23 protein-coding genes are annotated in these 15,162 nt (G+C 41.1%); 18 read left to right on the top strand and 5 right to left on the bottom strand.

The window, feature by feature from the left end; all coding sequences use genetic code 11:
* Positions 1 to 4: 4 nt before the first annotated feature.
* The 4 genes from HFU86_RS13035 to HFU86_RS13020 all read right to left on the bottom strand — a co-directional run bounded on the left by HFU86_RS13035 (position 5) and on the right by HFU86_RS13020 (position 2,110).
* Positions 5 to 289, bottom strand: coding sequence for a hypothetical protein (locus HFU86_RS13035; protein WP_187129426.1), 285 nt, complete (start codon positions 287 to 289; stop codon positions 5 to 7).
* A gap of 10 nt (positions 290 to 299) precedes the next feature.
* A complete protein-coding gene (locus HFU86_RS13030; protein ID WP_255425980.1) occupies positions 300 to 548 on the bottom strand; it encodes a hypothetical protein in 249 nt (82 codons plus the stop codon).
* Between the two features lie 11 nt (positions 549 to 559).
* Positions 560 to 892, bottom strand: a complete 333-nt coding sequence (locus tag HFU86_RS13025; protein WP_187129424.1) for a hypothetical protein — start codon at positions 890 to 892, stop codon at positions 560 to 562.
* 465 nt (positions 893 to 1,357) lie between these two features.
* Complete coding sequence (locus tag HFU86_RS13020) at positions 1,358 to 2,110, bottom strand: LexA family transcriptional regulator (protein WP_187129423.1); 753 nt, start codon at positions 2,108 to 2,110, stop codon at positions 1,358 to 1,360.
* 103 nt (positions 2,111 to 2,213) lie between these two features.
* Between HFU86_RS13020 and HFU86_RS13015 the strand changes: the two genes are divergently transcribed.
* The 11 genes from HFU86_RS13015 (at position 2,214) to HFU86_RS12965 (ending at position 9,210) form a co-directional block, all read left to right on the top strand.
* On the top strand, positions 2,214 to 2,462 hold the full coding sequence (locus tag HFU86_RS13015) for a helix-turn-helix domain-containing protein (protein ID WP_187129422.1): 249 nt from the start codon (positions 2,214 to 2,216) through the stop codon (positions 2,460 to 2,462).
* Positions 2,463 to 2,509: 47 nt separating this feature from the next.
* The gene (locus tag HFU86_RS13010) at positions 2,510 to 2,965 is read left to right on the top strand and encodes a toxin YdaT family protein (protein ID WP_187129421.1); all 456 of its coding nucleotides are present in this window, start codon (positions 2,510 to 2,512) and stop codon (positions 2,963 to 2,965) included.
* Between the two features lie 16 nt (positions 2,966 to 2,981).
* The gene (locus HFU86_RS13005) at positions 2,982 to 3,206 is read left to right on the top strand and encodes a hypothetical protein (RefSeq protein WP_006814777.1); all 225 of its coding nucleotides are present in this window, start codon (positions 2,982 to 2,984) and stop codon (positions 3,204 to 3,206) included.
* Position 3,207: 1 nt separating this feature from the next.
* On the top strand, positions 3,208 to 4,017 hold the full coding sequence (locus tag HFU86_RS13000; RefSeq protein WP_187129420.1) for a helix-turn-helix domain-containing protein: 810 nt from the start codon (positions 3,208 to 3,210) through the stop codon (positions 4,015 to 4,017).
* The gene (locus HFU86_RS12995) at positions 4,010 to 4,600 is read left to right on the top strand and encodes an ATP-binding protein (RefSeq protein ID WP_187129419.1); all 591 of its coding nucleotides are present in this window, start codon (positions 4,010 to 4,012) and stop codon (positions 4,598 to 4,600) included. Before HFU86_RS13000 ends, HFU86_RS12995 begins: the two co-directional genes overlap by 8 nt.
* Positions 4,597 to 5,967: a replicative DNA helicase gene (locus HFU86_RS12990; RefSeq protein ID WP_187129418.1), complete on the top strand. Its 1,371-nt coding sequence runs from the start codon at positions 4,597 to 4,599 to the stop codon at positions 5,965 to 5,967. Before HFU86_RS12995 ends, HFU86_RS12990 begins: the two co-directional genes overlap by 4 nt.
* A gap of 198 nt (positions 5,968 to 6,165) precedes the next feature.
* On the top strand, positions 6,166 to 6,315 hold the full coding sequence (locus HFU86_RS12985) for a hypothetical protein (protein ID WP_187129893.1): 150 nt from the start codon (positions 6,166 to 6,168) through the stop codon (positions 6,313 to 6,315).
* Between the two features lie 185 nt (positions 6,316 to 6,500).
* Entirely contained in the window at positions 6,501 to 7,529 is a 1,029-nt protein-coding gene (locus HFU86_RS12980; RefSeq protein WP_108477982.1) for a P63C domain-containing protein, read from the top strand.
* 178 nt (positions 7,530 to 7,707) lie between these two features.
* On the top strand, positions 7,708 to 8,301 hold the full coding sequence (locus tag HFU86_RS12975) for a DUF1367 family protein (RefSeq protein ID WP_187129417.1): 594 nt from the start codon (positions 7,708 to 7,710) through the stop codon (positions 8,299 to 8,301).
* An 11-nt stretch (positions 8,302 to 8,312) separates the two neighbouring features.
* The gene (locus HFU86_RS12970; protein WP_187129416.1) at positions 8,313 to 8,624 is read left to right on the top strand and encodes a Ref family recombination enhancement nuclease; all 312 of its coding nucleotides are present in this window, start codon (positions 8,313 to 8,315) and stop codon (positions 8,622 to 8,624) included.
* Between the two features lie 34 nt (positions 8,625 to 8,658).
* The gene (locus tag HFU86_RS12965; RefSeq protein WP_006660872.1) at positions 8,659 to 9,210 is read left to right on the top strand and encodes a DUF1133 family protein; all 552 of its coding nucleotides are present in this window, start codon (positions 8,659 to 8,661) and stop codon (positions 9,208 to 9,210) included.
* A gap of 206 nt (positions 9,211 to 9,416) precedes the next feature.
* Here the strand turns inward: HFU86_RS12965 and HFU86_RS12960 are convergent, their stop codons facing one another.
* Positions 9,417 to 9,926 (bottom strand): hypothetical protein, encoded by a 510-nt coding sequence (locus tag HFU86_RS12960; protein WP_187129415.1) that lies wholly within the window; start codon positions 9,924 to 9,926, stop codon positions 9,417 to 9,419.
* A 146-nt stretch (positions 9,927 to 10,072) separates the two neighbouring features.
* On the opposite strand from HFU86_RS12960, the gene HFU86_RS12955 reads away from it, so the two are divergent.
* The 7 genes from HFU86_RS12955 to terL all read left to right on the top strand — a co-directional run bounded on the left by HFU86_RS12955 (position 10,073) and on the right by terL (position 15,159).
* Positions 10,073 to 10,486, top strand: a complete 414-nt coding sequence (locus tag HFU86_RS12955; protein ID WP_006661481.1) for a putative holin — start codon at positions 10,073 to 10,075, stop codon at positions 10,484 to 10,486.
* A complete protein-coding gene (locus HFU86_RS12950; protein WP_006661482.1) occupies positions 10,486 to 10,854 on the top strand; it encodes a hypothetical protein in 369 nt (122 codons plus the stop codon). The genes HFU86_RS12955 and HFU86_RS12950 overlap by 1 nt, the downstream gene beginning before the upstream one ends.
* Positions 10,851 to 11,333: a TIGR02594 family protein gene (locus HFU86_RS12945; protein WP_187129414.1), complete on the top strand. Its 483-nt coding sequence runs from the start codon at positions 10,851 to 10,853 to the stop codon at positions 11,331 to 11,333. Before HFU86_RS12950 ends, HFU86_RS12945 begins: the two co-directional genes overlap by 4 nt.
* A gap of 1 nt (position 11,334) precedes the next feature.
* On the top strand, positions 11,335 to 11,787 hold the full coding sequence (locus tag HFU86_RS12940; RefSeq protein WP_187129413.1) for a lysis protein: 453 nt from the start codon (positions 11,335 to 11,337) through the stop codon (positions 11,785 to 11,787).
* A 402-nt stretch (positions 11,788 to 12,189) separates the two neighbouring features.
* Entirely contained in the window at positions 12,190 to 12,462 is a 273-nt protein-coding gene (locus HFU86_RS20195; RefSeq protein ID WP_154634574.1) for a hypothetical protein, read from the top strand.
* 81 nt (positions 12,463 to 12,543) lie between these two features.
* A complete protein-coding gene (locus tag HFU86_RS12930) occupies positions 12,544 to 13,563 on the top strand; it encodes a terminase small subunit (RefSeq protein WP_187129412.1) in 1,020 nt (339 codons plus the stop codon).
* A gap of 198 nt (positions 13,564 to 13,761) precedes the next feature.
* Positions 13,762 to 15,159, top strand: coding sequence for a phage terminase large subunit (terL, locus tag HFU86_RS12925; RefSeq protein WP_187129411.1), 1,398 nt, complete (start codon positions 13,762 to 13,764; stop codon positions 15,157 to 15,159).
* Positions 15,160 to 15,162 lie beyond the last annotated feature (3 nt).

The raw sequence follows: 15,162 nt of genomic DNA, 5'->3' as shown, positions 1-15,162 counted from the left end.
CCTCTTATAAAATTCCGTTACGGTATTCATTTTCTAGGTAGGTTTCTTTGCTGCTAACCTCAATACTTCCCTTAAGAAGTTCACGATTAGCTTTACCTATAGGGTTATCAGGTCTAATGTCCAACCCTTTTAAGGGACGAGACATTGAATCGTATTGAGTGATAATATTTTGTCGTTTTCTGTCAACGCGTCCGATAACCTCATCAAAGTGATCTCCGCAGGAAATGAAGCCTCTATATTCATAAGCTTCGTTATCTTCTAATTCTTTTTTGCATAAGGAACACTTCATAGTTTGCCCTCTATTTTCCAGATTTTGCGAGTTCGATGGCTCTTTTGACGCCAGCTTTTTTAATAACAATGCGGCTATACTGACCTTTAACTGGGTTGGAACATGCCGTTCCAGTTGATGGGTAATATTCAACCTTCCGCTTACCTCCAATGATAGAAATATGTTGAGTTCCAGAAACGATTTCACTGTTATTTGCGTGTTCAATAACTGATAACTCTGCATCTAAAATGGCATCAATTGCTTGAGTAATAGGATCCATCTTATTCACCATTAGTAAGGGATTTCTTCGTCAATTTTAGAAATGGGCTTGCCTTCTAAACAAAGCAGCATCTGAATCTGGTCTTCAAGTAAGCTCGATTTCACCTGCGCATCAGCAATTATTTTGTTTTGCTCGGCTTTGAGTGAATCAATCTCTAATTGAACTAGCTCAGTACTTGACGGAGCAGTGAAGGGAATATCAGTAGTATGCTCAGCAATGACAAAGCCTAAACCAGACTCGATATCGAACTTGCACGTAGAAGGGCAGTATTTGTATGAACCATCAAATTGCTTTTGTGCGTGGATGTAGATTTTGACACTTAGGGTTTTAGGTTGTGCTTTCATAGCAGCTCCTTTAAAATAGTGGTGATCAGTGATTTATCATTGGTCTTGCCTCTTCTAGCGTTTGGTCGCGCTAGTAGAACTCTCGGTTAGCTTTGGTCGGCGACCCGAGGTAAAGGAACCCACTTCGGTGGGTTTTTTTACGTCTGTAAATCAATGCCCGTCTTTCCGAGCTGTCAGGTCTTGCCTTGTAGCTTTGGTCGGTAATTAATTAAATTCCCTGGTACTGCAAAAATTAGCTGTCATGTCGTGGTAATCATGAAAGGTCGCGATGAGAGCTTTGGTTCTCCTCCGACATAACAGCAAAACTAAATTTGGTTTGAACACCTGACTAAACACTTGCTGTGTTGTTTGTCTTGATGGAGTGAATATTAGCAATGCTATTTTTTTATGTCAATAGCATTGCTAATTATTTTGGGCGAAAAAAAACCGCATATATATACGGCTTTATTTAATTAATTGATTTTACTAAGCAAAATCAATCATTTTGATTGGGAGAGATTTTATGACTTTACCAATAATTTTAAGGTCATGCATTTCTGACTCTTCAATATAAAACGTTTCATATGCAGAATTATCAGATTTGACAGCTAATTTTTTTCCTTTAACTCTTTGTAATCTTTTTATAAATAAGGCATTTTCAAAGCTAAACACATAAACACCATCACCATCAAAGTATTCATTGTGAGTATCAACAAAAACAACATCTCTAGGATTGATTGCAGGGGACATACTATCACCACTGATATTAATCATTTCTATACCCTTGAGACTTTTACGACCAAACAATTCAAATACCTTCTCTGACGAAAATTCGATTGATCTTATGGTGTCTGGAAACTCATTATTCATGAACCCACTAGGCCCAGCTTTTGCGTAGACATCAAGTAGCCTCAGAGTATTGTGCTCATTGCGGGCAATTAAAGGGGAATGCTCTGCAACACTAGTTTGTTTATTAGAACGAACATAGTCTAGAAGAGCCTTTAATTCAGGGTTTATATCTTCTGGAGGTACTTGCAGAAGAGCAGCAAACTTTAGGGTTGTATCGGTATTCAATGCAGTTCTTCCGTTAAGATATTGACTTACAGCACCTTGCGTGGAAAAGCCTAAAGCCTCCGCAGCTTTCTCTTGTGTTAAGCCGAGAGCATCTCTTTTTGCCTCCCAAATCGTTTTTAGGTTATGAGCGGCATTCTTGTCGACATCAGATATTTTTCTAGTCATAAGCGTTAGTTTATTTGTATTGCTAATATTTTTCTAATAGCATTGCTATTGATTTATTAAATTAGCATTGCTAATATCATTGACATTCAAAAGGAGAATGCAGATGAAGCTAAGTTTATATTTAAAAAATCAGAAGATTAGCCAATCCGAGTTTGCTCGAATGGTTGGCGTTACTCAGGGTTTTGTTAGTCAAGTAATCGCTGGAAACTACGTCCCAAGAGGGAGAAAAGCCATTGAATGGGCCTCCAAGACAAATTGGTTAGTCACTCCCCATGAGTTAAACCCAATTGATTATCCTAACCCCTTTGATGGGTTGCCAAATGAAACCCAAGTATTTCAGGTATCAAGTTAAAAAACTGATTATTCATAATCAATTTTTAGCGACAGGAGACGCAGCGTATGAACTTTGATATCAACATTGTCCGCACCGAGGTTGAGGACTGGGCAGCAGAAACAGGTCAGGAACATGTAGCAATAGAAATCAGTCGTGCATATATGCGACTAGTTAGAGATAAAACTAACGGGCGCTTGCATGTGATTGAAGATGAGTACGGTCATGCAGATTGGAAAGCGATTAATAACAATCGACAGCAGATATTTCGTTGGTTGCGCGGTGATTCTAACGCATCGATCAGAAAGTTTGCCGAGTTGATGCCGGCGATTGAAATTGCATTACCAGCCACAAGGCTGGCTAGGGTTCGTGGCGACACGATGAATTATCTAACGTCAATTGCAATACAGCGTTTTGCTGAAGCAATGACAGAAATTTTACTAGAGGGTCGTGACATGTCACGCCAGATTAATAATGCAGTTAATGCGCTTAAAGCAATACCACGCCCGACCAGCGTGCACTAATTCAGAGGCAAGACCAATGCTAAGAACAATTGAGAAGATAACCTATCGCAATGGTTTTTTGTTGAACGGAGAGCCAGCGGACAGAGAGAAAATCGAAGACGTTTTCGAGGGTAGAAGAGCGGCTGCGCTGAGTGTTTGGGAGCAGTACGAACAACAAAAACAAAAGCTGCTTTCAAAGAAACTCACGCCGGAACAGTACCAGAACGCCTGCCGTGATATAGCTAAAGCGTTGGGAGTATGAAATGAGCATGACATTAATGGCTAAAGCCATGTCAATTAAGGTGGGAAACCCACTACGCAAACTCGTATTAATAAAACTGGCTGACAATGCAAATGATAAGGGGGAGTGCTGGCCTTCTTATCAACATATCGCTGAACACTGCGAGTGTAGTAAAAGTGCGGTTCGTACACACATTGAAGCATTAATCGATATGGGGCTATTGGTAAAAGAAAATAGACTAGGTATTAACAATGGGAAAGGAAATACCTCTAATATTTACTATTTAGATTTATCTAACCCTATGTCGTCAAAAAGCATAGCCCCTATGCCACCAAAAAGCATAGCTATATCAAATGGTGATAGCCCTATGCCGTCAAAAAGCATAGCTATGCCGCCAGAAAGCAGACCCCCTATGCCGTCAGATGACACCAGAACCAGTCACTCTTTTGAACCAGTCAATGAACCTATCATTGAACCTAATAAATACCCCCTTACCCCCAAGGGGGAAAAGGGAGAGAAAAAAGTAAAATTCAATCCATTACTTGCTAAACCAGAAAACGTGAGTGAGGAGGTTTGGCAGGATTGGATTAATTTCCGAAAAGAAATCAGGAAACCGCTGACAGAAACAACATGCAAACAACTGGCTAAGAAACTGTCTGGCTGTAGCGATGCTAATGCTGTGATTTGTAATTCGATTGCCAATGGTTGGCAGGGGATATTTCCAGAGAAAACCATAGCTAAGGTTAGCAAACCTAATTCTCACACTGGGTTTGGAGACAAGCACTATGAATCTCAGGATCCGCACTGGTTTGTGGGAGGTAAAAATGCCTGAACAAGATTTATTGGTTAGTGTGAATATTCCCCCGCGCTTTGCTGATGAGACATTTGAAACATTCAAAGCTGCCACGCAACCGGCTAAACACAATCTCATGATTTGCAAGCAGTACGTAGAAACGTGGGATGACAGAAAAAACGCAGGAGAGGGACTTGTACTGTGCGGAATGCCCGGGACTGGTAAAACCCATCTTGCAGTAGCGATCGCCCGTGAGATCGCCGTAGATTTGCAAGAATCGGTATTTATCACTACAGCGGCACGTATCATTCGCGCATTTCGTAGAACATGGTCAGGAAATTCAGAATTTAGTGAACTGGATGTGTTAGCAAAATATTGTGATCCCGACCTGTTGATAATTGATGAAATCGGTGTCCAGTACGGCACTGACTCAGAACGAAATATTTTGTTCGAAGTGATTAATGATCGGTATGAGTATTTATTGCCGACTATTTTAGTTAGCAATTTACCGTTGAATGAGTTGGAAGAAATGCTTGGCGAACGCGTAGTAGACCGATTATTACAGGGCGGTACCGTACTGACATTCAATTGGCCAACATACCGCAGAGGTAATCATTCATGATGGATGAGCGCGATTTAGAAGGAGCTGTAATCAGTGGCTTTCTTGCTGGTGGTGCTTCTCAAGATGCTTATGAGGTATTGGCTACATTACCCGAAGAGGCATTTAGCTCAAGTTATTATCAGCGTGTTTATCGAGAGATAAAAAAACAAGCGCTAACAAGTTCGTTAATTGACCCGTTTTTTATTGCGGATGCTTTAGGTGATAAGGGCGATCTAGCCAATTTACTGGAGCTTGCCAAATCACCGGTGTGGAAAGCTAATCTGAAAGGGTACGCATCCAAAGTTCATAGTTACTTCCGTGTTCGCCAAGTCATTCAGCTGATCGCTAAATATCAGACCGTTATCACTGAGGCAGGTAATCATGAGCAAGCAGAAGAGTTGATTAACCAGTTTGCCAATCAGATTGGTCAGCTCACTGCCGGTAGCCAAAACTTGTTACCCGTTCATCTAAATACACTGATTGAAGGATATGTCGAAGTCCTCGAGCGCAGAAATTTGGGTGAAGATGTTAGTGGTATGATCAAAACAGGAATAGAGGCCTTAGATGACAAAATCGGGGGCTTCAACCCAACTGATTTGGTATTTATCGGCGGTAGACCAGGAATGGGTAAAACTGAATTAGCGCTAACCATGATAGAGGGTATGACTCGGGATGGCGGCGGTGTTTTGTTGTTTTCCATGGAAATGGCTAATCAGCAAATCGCTGAGCGTATGATTGCCGGTTCATCCCAATTATCAGTATCAACATTGAGAAAAGCGCAATTACATGATGAAGATTGGGCTCGGTTAAGTTCAGGGCTAGCTCATTTGATGGATCGAGATATTCACATCATAGATGCAAACAATTTAACCGTTGAGCAAATATGCGCAATTAGCGAAAACCATAAGCGACAATATCCCAATTTGAAAGGGGTTTTTGTTGATTACTTAGGTTTAATTAAAAAGCCAAAAGCAGAACGTAACGACCTCGCTATAGCGGCAATTTCAGCGGGGCTAAAAGGGTTAGCCAAGCGACTACACACACCAACAATCGCACTAAGCCAGCTCTCACGTGATGTTGATAAACGGCCATTAAACCAACGCCGACCGGTAGCAGCAGACTTACGAGATTCAGGCAGTTTAGAGCAAGACGCAGATTATATTTTATTTACTTATCGTGATGTTGTTTATAACCCCAATAGCCCTGCTAAAAATTACGCAGAAGTTATTATTGATAAAAACCGTCATGGTGAAACGGGCACTATTTATCAAGAGTTTAAAAAAGGCCACTACATGCCAACCGACCAAATTACAGCGGCTGAAGTGTCCAAAATGCAACAACAATCTCAAAGCACTAAATCAAGGCGCTATGCGGAAAAAGCATTTTAAAAGATCAAAAGAGGCAGACCAAATGACAATTAAAGACCCAATCACCGGCGAATCACTCGTCCGGAGTAATCACCCTATATTGCCAGATGATGGTTTAGACCATTCTCCGTGCCACATTGAACGCTTTAATTCTGCCGCAAGGGCAAGAACCAAGGCACCTTATCAACCCGAGCCGAAACCTCAAAAGCCGAGGTGATTATGTCAGGTAAATATTTACCTGATGGATTACCGCATAACCGTTGTTGTGGTAAATGTGGTGAACGGGTACCAATAACGGAATGCTGTTTAGATGGTGATAGTGAGTGTTGGTTAACAAGAGGTTGGAATGAACTGAAGTTAGTCATTTAGTTTTAGTATCTATTGAATAGGCATCGACTTGATCTAATTATTATATTATTCAGTATAACATCAAATCTTATAGTCATATTAATGCGAGATGTTGGATAAAGTAAGCAAGCATAATTATAAATATTGCTTGCTGAAATGTGGTTAAGAGATGATAATAGTTATATTAAACATCCAAGGATTTCCATATGACCATTAAAGATGAATCACCCCAAGCTAAAGGCGGTAAAGCTCGAGCTGATAAATTGACTGCAGATGAGAGGAAAAAAGTCGCTCAAAATGCAGCCAAAAAACGTTGGGAAAGAATCCAAAAAAATTTACCAGCAGCTCAATTTGAGGGAATTTTAAGGATCAACGATACTGAACTGGAAGTAGCTGTACTTAATAATGGGAAACGTATAATTTCTCAGTCATCGGTGTTTAAGGCTCTAGGTCGTCCCAGCCGTGGCGTCAGGGCTACACTTGATGGTGAGATCATACTCCCCGCTTTCATGGATGCTGCGAACTTAGTTCCATATATAAATCAAGATATTATGGAGGTGATCAGACGTGAGCGTTATTTAGATAATTCAGGTGTTGAGCTGGAGGGCTATGACGCTTCAATTTTGCCGCTAGTTTGTGATGTTTATCTAAAAGCCCGTCAGGATGGAGCATTAAAGGCTAACCAGATGGATACAGCGCAAAAAGCTGAAATTTTGGTTCGGTCACTTGCGAAAGTCGGGATTATAGCATTAGTCGATGAAGCCACTGGCTACCAAGAAATTCGTCCTAAGGACGCGTTACAAGCATATCTTGATAAAATCATAAGTAAAGAGCTTGCTGCTTGGGCAAAAAAATTCCCAGATGAGTTTTATGAGAATATTTATAAATTAAGAAATTGGCCTTGGTGCGGGATGAGCAAAAATCGATTTAGTGTGGTTGCTCATTATACTAGAGACCTTGTATATGAACGCCTTGGGGATTCTATTCTTCAAGAGCTTGAAAGAAAAACACCTAAACAATCAAATGGTCAGCGAAAAAACAAAATGCACCAATGGCTTACAGATGATGTTGGTAATCCTATGCTATCCCAGCACTTACATTCTTTAATAATGGTTCAACGTTTAGCGATCGCTAATGGATATGGCTGGAACCGTTTTATTAAAATGGTCGATCAAGTGATGCCACGGAAAGGTGGAACATTTGAGCTAGAACTGAATGATACATCACTGGATTAATCATTTAATAATAGTGAGTTTACGTCTGTTCCCTTGATGCTTTTTATGCAAAATTAAATTCATTACAAACGAGATAATGACATAAGTACATAGATTTTATTTTGAATAGTCTCTAAAATAAGGTATTGGTCTGAACACCCAATTCTAAACACTTGCTGTGTCTACTGAGAGAAAAAGTATGGCACAGCATGGCTTTATCAAAATGTCTAACGACACTCTTGTACCGGCTAATCCCGCTGCGAGAGATTTTTTGCATTCAAAAATCAAATGTGGTGATGTGCTTTATGCTGATTTTAAGAAAGCACGAAACCCACGATTCCACCGTAAATACTTCGCATTGCTTAACCTCGGATATGAATACTGGGAACCAACCGGCGGTACCATTTCACCTGAAGAAAAAGAGCTAGTATGTAGTTACGTTAAATTCCTCGCTCACTACACCGATAATGATGATGCCCTCCAATCAGCTGCAGATGTTTATCTCGATGATATAGCACAGAAACGCGCCCACAATATATCAGCGGCTAAATCCTTTGATGCTTTCCGTTATTGGGTAGTAGAGCAATCTGGTCACTATGAAACCTTTGAGATGCCGGATGGCAGCTTACGCCGCGTCGCTAAATCAATCAGCTTTGCCAAAATGGATGACCTAGCCTTTGGCGAACTCTACAAAGCCACACTCGATGTACTCTGGAACTTCATTCTATTCCGTAAATTTCCTACCCAAGAAGCTGCTGAAAATGTTGCGGCTCAGTTATTAGATTTTACCTAGAGGCAAAACCAATGACCAAATCAAAGACCAAAGAAGATAAACAATGGCTATCAGATGTAGCGGAACTCGGCTGTATTTGCTGTCGCAATATGGGGTACGGGGCAAGTCTCGCAGAAATTCATCACGTGAGAACGGGGCAGGGCATGGCTCAACGAGCTAGCCACAAAGATGTTTTACCGTTATGTCCACCTCACCACCGCGCCAGCTATGACACTGGATTTCATGCAGCGCCTAAATCATGGCAAGAAATTCACGGTACGGAAGTAGAGTTGCTCGAGCAAACCAAAATTGAAGTAATGGCATTACGCGCTTGTCGCGTCTAGCAATATTGATAAATAAAGAAGTTGAGGTATTAACATGATATATCCAGAGACAAGCGGCAAGAGTGGTGAACATTTAAGATTGCGCACATTAGAGAGTACGTGGATCCGTGGGAGATTAACAATGTGGGGTTGTTGGTCTGCGTTTAGCAAATCCCCTAAAGCTGCAGGTATTTTTCAGCGATTATTAACAGAACCGAAAATTACAAAGAAAGCCCTTAAAGATGCAATGCAAAGAATGAAAAAAGAAGGACTATCAGAGGAAACCTTGCAGCTTTTTTTGGAAGAGTACCAGGATAAGAAAACACTTAGCAATATGTGGTTCTGCAGTGATACCGAAGGTGGGAAAATGGATAAGGTAATAAGCGCTGTTTTTGCACATGATCAAGGATTGTTAAATGTCTTGAAGCAGCATTATATATACAAAAAATCATATTATGCACTAGCTCTTGAATTACATGAGAGTAAGCCATCTATATCATTATCAACGTGTAGAAGGCGAATTAAGGCTTGGTTGTCTATTGCTGAATTTATGCTTTATCGACCAATGTGTGATGAATTTGATCGGGGTTATCATTATTCTGAATAAATCATTGACTTTTTGAACAATGAAGTTAATATTTTGGTATACGCTGCGCGAAGCTATACACGCAAAGCAGTAAAGGAATTAAAAACCTCGCCATTGTGCGGGGTTTTTTGCTTTCAGGGGCAAATAATGACATGAAGTTGTAATCAAAGTTGAATGAACCTTGTTTCAGAAAGGACCTGATAGCATTCTGAAAAACAATTTACTAATTAAATCAAAATATAAATAGAGTCTAAAAAACAAGTAACATAGAAAATATATGATGCAACGAAGACTAAAGGAGTTCTTTTGATTCCAAACCATGACTTGGGATTTTTCTCAAAAAAGTTCTCATGCTTTTTCTGAATGCGTTTAGTGCATTTCAGCATCCTTTTCTTGCACTTTCCATCTGGCAATAAATTTATTTCAGAAAGTAATGATTTTTTTATATTTTGAATATTGTCATATTTGGGTTTTTTGATTAGAGCCGAATCACCTGTTTTGACTACTTTATAATAAAAATAAAACCCCAATATATAAGCTATTATTTTTAATGTATCGTCAGGGATTCCACTAAAAGTGGACGCAGCAAATATAACCCACAAAGATACGGATGGTTTTAACATATTATCCTTCATATCTTTGATAGATTTCTTATAATTATTTATATCAGCTTTTATTTTTTTGATGTTTCCTAGAGAGGGTACTGATGGGACCTGAGTTAGGTTTGAATCAATCATATACTTTCCCTTTTGAATTGTTACGTTTGGCGATTTAACAATATCAGATAAGGTAAAGCGCTGCCAGTCGCTCAACTGGCACTTATTCTAAGCTGCGCAATGCGTGGCTTTTTTATTATCTAAATTCCATAGAGAACAAATTATTTATGAGCACATCAATAGGGATAACCCTCGGTGCTGCTGGTGGCGGTGCTATGGGTGGGTTCCTTATTGGTGCCGACTATGGCGTCGTGCTGGGAGCTATTATCGGAGCATCAGCCTCAGTCATTGCATCCAGAGATAATAACCGGCGAAAGATACTTCATTTCATTTTAGCTCTTGGCGCGGGGATCCTTATTGCTAAAGAGGCTTCTGATGTTATTTCGCAGATATGGAGTTGGGATATTAGCCCCAAAATAATGGCAATTGTTATTTCGGCATTGCTTATCCCGGTCCTCGTTCTTGCTGCAAATAGAGATAACCTCAAAAAGCTATTTAGCCGGGTCTTTACCTCGATAGATAAAAACTTCAGCAGTGTCACGCAAGCCATTAAAGATTGGCGAAATAAAGGAGGTAGCTAATGAGTGCCGTCCTTAATTACTTAAATAGCATTTCGCTCTGGGTAGACAGTCACCCACTTGAAACAGTCGATATTTTTCTTTTGCTGGCGTCTGCGGTAACGGTATTCCTTTGTCGGTATGCAAAACATCGTGACTCTATTGTTGGTACCGCTCTGTTTATTTGCTGGGTTTATCAAATATACGAGACCTTAGTTGGTGATCGTATTTCTGCACCATCAGATGTGCTTTTTGATGGTGTTATCTTCCTCGTTATTTTCTCTGCCGGTGGCAACATTATGTCTATTGTTGTTATCAGCAAACTTATAGAAAAAGTTAAATCAATCGGGTTGCTGATGATGCGACCATTTACTTTTAAGGTGAAGAAATGACAGAACCTAAATGGCTCCTTGAAGCCAGAAAAGAAATTGGTGTATCTGAACATACCGATTCAGGCTCAAAAGCAGTCGACCAGATGTGGATTGATAGTAAGTTGCGCGGCTTAGTTGGCACGGCTCGTGAAGTTCCTTGGTGTGCTGGCTTCGTCAATGCCATGTTAGAGCGTGCTGGTATTCGTTCGACTCGCTCTGACTCATCTCGTTCATACCTGAATTACGGTATGAAATTATCCGAACCTAAATATGGGTGTGTTGTAACTTTCTCTCGTGATGGTGGTGGTCATGTCGGTTTCGTTGTTGGCAAAACAGAATCAGGCTCATTACTGGTATTGGGCGGTAATCAATCCGATGCTGTTAACATCAAAGCGTTTAAGACGGACCGTGTAACTGGTTACTGTTATCCAGAAGGCGTGGAAATCGATACCCGACCGCTGCCAATCGGTGATGCTGCGCTGTCAGTGAAAGAGTCATGATATGAACTGGAAAGCGACCGCGATAGCGTTAATCGGCGTTATTGTTCTGGGTGGTTTGCTTAATTGGGAAGTTAGTAAAAACCAAAAGCTCACCAATGAAAATGAGCAACTTAATAGCCAACTTTCAGAGCAAATAGCCATAAATGTGGACTACCAAAAGCGCATCGACTCTCTTTACGAACTCGACACCAAACACACAACGGAACTCACAAATGCAAAAGCTGAAATTGACCAGTTGCGTATTGCTGCTGAGCGCAATCCTGAGCGGGTGTACATCAGAGCCAGTTGTCCGAAAGCCGAAACCGATTCCACCTCCAGCTTGGATGATGGAACAGCCGCCAGACCTACTGACTCCGCTATCGGAAATTATTGGTTACTCAGACAACGAATCGCTGAATCCAAACAAATGATACTTGGCTTGCAAGATTACATTAGAACGGAGTGTTCACAATGAGCGTATTCAAAAAGATATTTTGCAAGCACGAATATATTTTAAAACGTCAAATATTCGGCGATGAAATCAAATACCTGAATGGAAAGCGTAGTGAATGGCGATGTGCAAAGTGTGGCAAGTTTAAATATGGAAGATATCTAACAGAGCTTTAAGAAAGCAATTCGGGAAATTGAACAACAAAGAAATGCCCCAGATATCGGGGCAAAGTAGAGAATAATAGTTCATGAATGTGACGTCACTATACGTTAATCATGAATGACCACAATCTGAAAAAGGTAGTAATCTCAAGCAGATGGTCAGATTAGAGCTTTGATGAACATCCCCTTTCTTATACATAAGTCAAATATGCGTTATTCATTATATTTAGCTAGTGTTAGTATCTCTCAAAAAAGGGGGTAACTAATGATTTCATGGTTCGATGTTATGGCTCTTCTTGCGATACCAATAATTATATTGTTTGTAGTTATAAAGATGGCAATAGGAAGTCATAAGATGCTAGAAAAAAGTGAGCAAGTAAAAGGGGAGGTATTAGAATCTCACAAAAACGAAATTAAAGAGTCTAGCGATGATGTGCAGGCAAGGAAGATAAAGAAAGAAATAGCAACAAAGATAATCTGGTACAGGGTATGCTCTGTTGTACTATTGATACCGGTCCTATATTTTTTGTTTAGATAACACCTCGCTTAGTACGGGGTTTTATTGCAAATCACAAAGCTCACTACGGTGAGTTTTTTAATTTGTTATGAGGAAAATATTATGGCTAAGCCGGATTGGAGCGAGCTACAAAAACAGTTCCTGTCTGACCATGCTAAATCAGGAATATCCCCTAAAGAGTTTTGCGAAGACCAGGGACTTAATTACGCAACAGCACGGCGATATATTAAAAAGCCGGCTGCGCAATCTGCGCAAAAAACTGCGCACAAGAAATTGCGCACTGCGCACGAAAAAGAATGCGCAAAAGAGCCTATATGTAATAGCGCAATACCAACTGCGCAGAGTAGAGAACAAGATAGCGCGTACGATGATGAAAGTACGTTTAACCTGCGCAATTACGGGCTTAACGATATGCAGTTCAGATTCGTCAATGAGTACCTTGTCGATTTAAATAGGACTGCTGCATATAAGCGAGCCGGCGGAAATGGCGAAGGTAATACTGCATATGTTGGCGCCAGTCGGATGTACAGAAATGCTAAGGTCAATCGCGCAATTACAGACGCACTAGCGGATAGGGAGCGTAGAACTCAAATCACCCAAGATGCCGTGTTAAAAATGTGGTGGGATATTGCGACAGCAGACGTTAACGAGCTGACAGAATATCGCCGGCTGTGTTGTCGTCACTGTTGGGGCTTTGGCTTCAATTACCAGTGGCGTGATGCGGTCGAATATGAAGATGCCGTGAAAAAAGCCACGGCGGCAAATAAACCGCCTCCAAAAGATGTTGGTGGTTACGGTTACGATGACACGTTAGACCCTAACCCTGATTGCCCTAGATGTAATGGCGCGGGTATTGGTCGTGCGCATTTTCATGATACGCGCGATTTAGCCGGCGCAGCTCGTCGTTTATTCGCCGGCGTGAAAGAGGGTAAGTTTGGCGTCGAGGTGATCACTCGTAATCAAGATGATGCGCTTAAAATGGTTGCCCAGCATTTAGGCATGCTGAAAAACAGAACTGAAGTAACTGGTGCGGATGGTGGGCCTATTCAATCAACAGGAATCGATCTAAGCCACTTAAGTTTTGAGCAGCTTATGCAGTTGAGGAAAAAATCGAAAAATTGATCTTATTTAACATAATGGTGCTTACATGCCCTGCGACTTTTCAACTCAATTAAAATGTCACTCTAAACCGATAAAAGCCTAAGTCTTCTTTTTGAATTTGGGCTTTTTATTTGTTGCTAATTTGTTATCAAAAACTCATTTCCCATTTCACTGTCATTTTGAAGTGAAGGGGCTATTTCTTACATTTTAGGTGTGGCTATGGATATCGATTTCAGCTTATTTGATGAAGAGATCGAAAGGGAGATAGCACGCCGTAGTTTGCATGAATTCATTCAGTATATAAACCCTGAATACATCACGAGCCATTTCTCTCAAACGGTATGTGATGCGCTCGACCAGTTCTTGATTGATATGATGGCAGGTAAGCGCCCTAAGCTAATATTAGGCGCACCACCGCAACATGGTAAGTCTGATATTGTTTCGCGTTATCTTCCAGCCTACTTCTTTGGTAAATACCCCAACATGCGCGTTGGGGCGTTGTCGTATTCCTCTGATTTAGCCGGTGATATGAATACCGATGTTCAGCGGATCATGATGTCGGCTGAATATCGTGCATTGTTTCCGAATAGTTGGTTAGGCAATAAGCCCGAGAATGGTATTGCTGTTAAACGCAATTCGGACGAGTTCGGCATTGCCAATCACAAAGGCAGCTATGTATGTGCCGGTGTGGGTGGGCCATTAACGGGTAAGAAAGTTGATCTAGGTATTATCGATGACCCAATAAAAAACTCGAAAGAAGCACTTAGCCCGACGGTTAAAAAATCGATTTGGAACTGGTACGTATCGACCTTTAAGACCCGCTTATCAAAAAACAGTGGTGAGATCATCATGGCGACCCGCTGGGCGACGGATGACTTATCTGGTCAATTAAAAGATAAAGCACCTGAAACTAAGGTGCTCGCATTTCCTGCTATCAACGAGCAAGGGGAAGCGCTGGTACCAGAATTACACCCAATTGACAAACTACTGGAAACCAAAGCAATCCTTGGAGATTACTTCTGGTCAGCCATGTATCAACAAAAACCTAAGCCGGGTGATGGTCAAATCTTCCACGAAGAGTTTGTTCGCTATTACTTACCTAAAGACCTGCCTGAAAAATTCGACAAGGTTATTCATAGTTGGGATATGACTTTTAAAGATAGCGACGGTACCGACTATGTAGTTGGGCAGGTTTGGGGCAAGAAAGATGCTAATGCCTATTTGCTCTATCAAATCCGAAAACGCATGAGCTTTACTCAAACTAAGGATGCCGTAAAGCTGCTAGCTGAAAAATTCCCTGAAGGGCGCCGTAAGTTGGTGGAAGACAAAGCCAATGGCCCTGCAGTTATCGACTCCCTTAAATCGACCGTGTCGGGCTTAATTCCTGTTGAGCCTGATGGTAGCAAAATCGCGCGCGCCCACGCCTGCACTGCTGAATGGGAGGCAGGCAACGTGTGGTTACCGCACAAAGATATTGCGCCGTGGATAGTGGAAACCGTGGAGGAAATTACCACGTTCCCATTCGCTGGTCATGACGATACGGTGGATGCGATGACACAGGCGCTGCGTGATTTATACCAGAAGAAAAAAGGCGGTTTCTTTACAACCAAGAGGTAATTC

The organism is Providencia sp. JUb39 (assembly GCF_012272845.1).
Taxonomy (GTDB): Bacteria; Pseudomonadota; Gammaproteobacteria; order Enterobacterales; family Enterobacteriaceae; genus Providencia; species Providencia lanzhouensis.
Note: the sequence above shows the minus strand (reverse complement) of the source record. Positions and strands in the feature narration are given on the sequence as shown.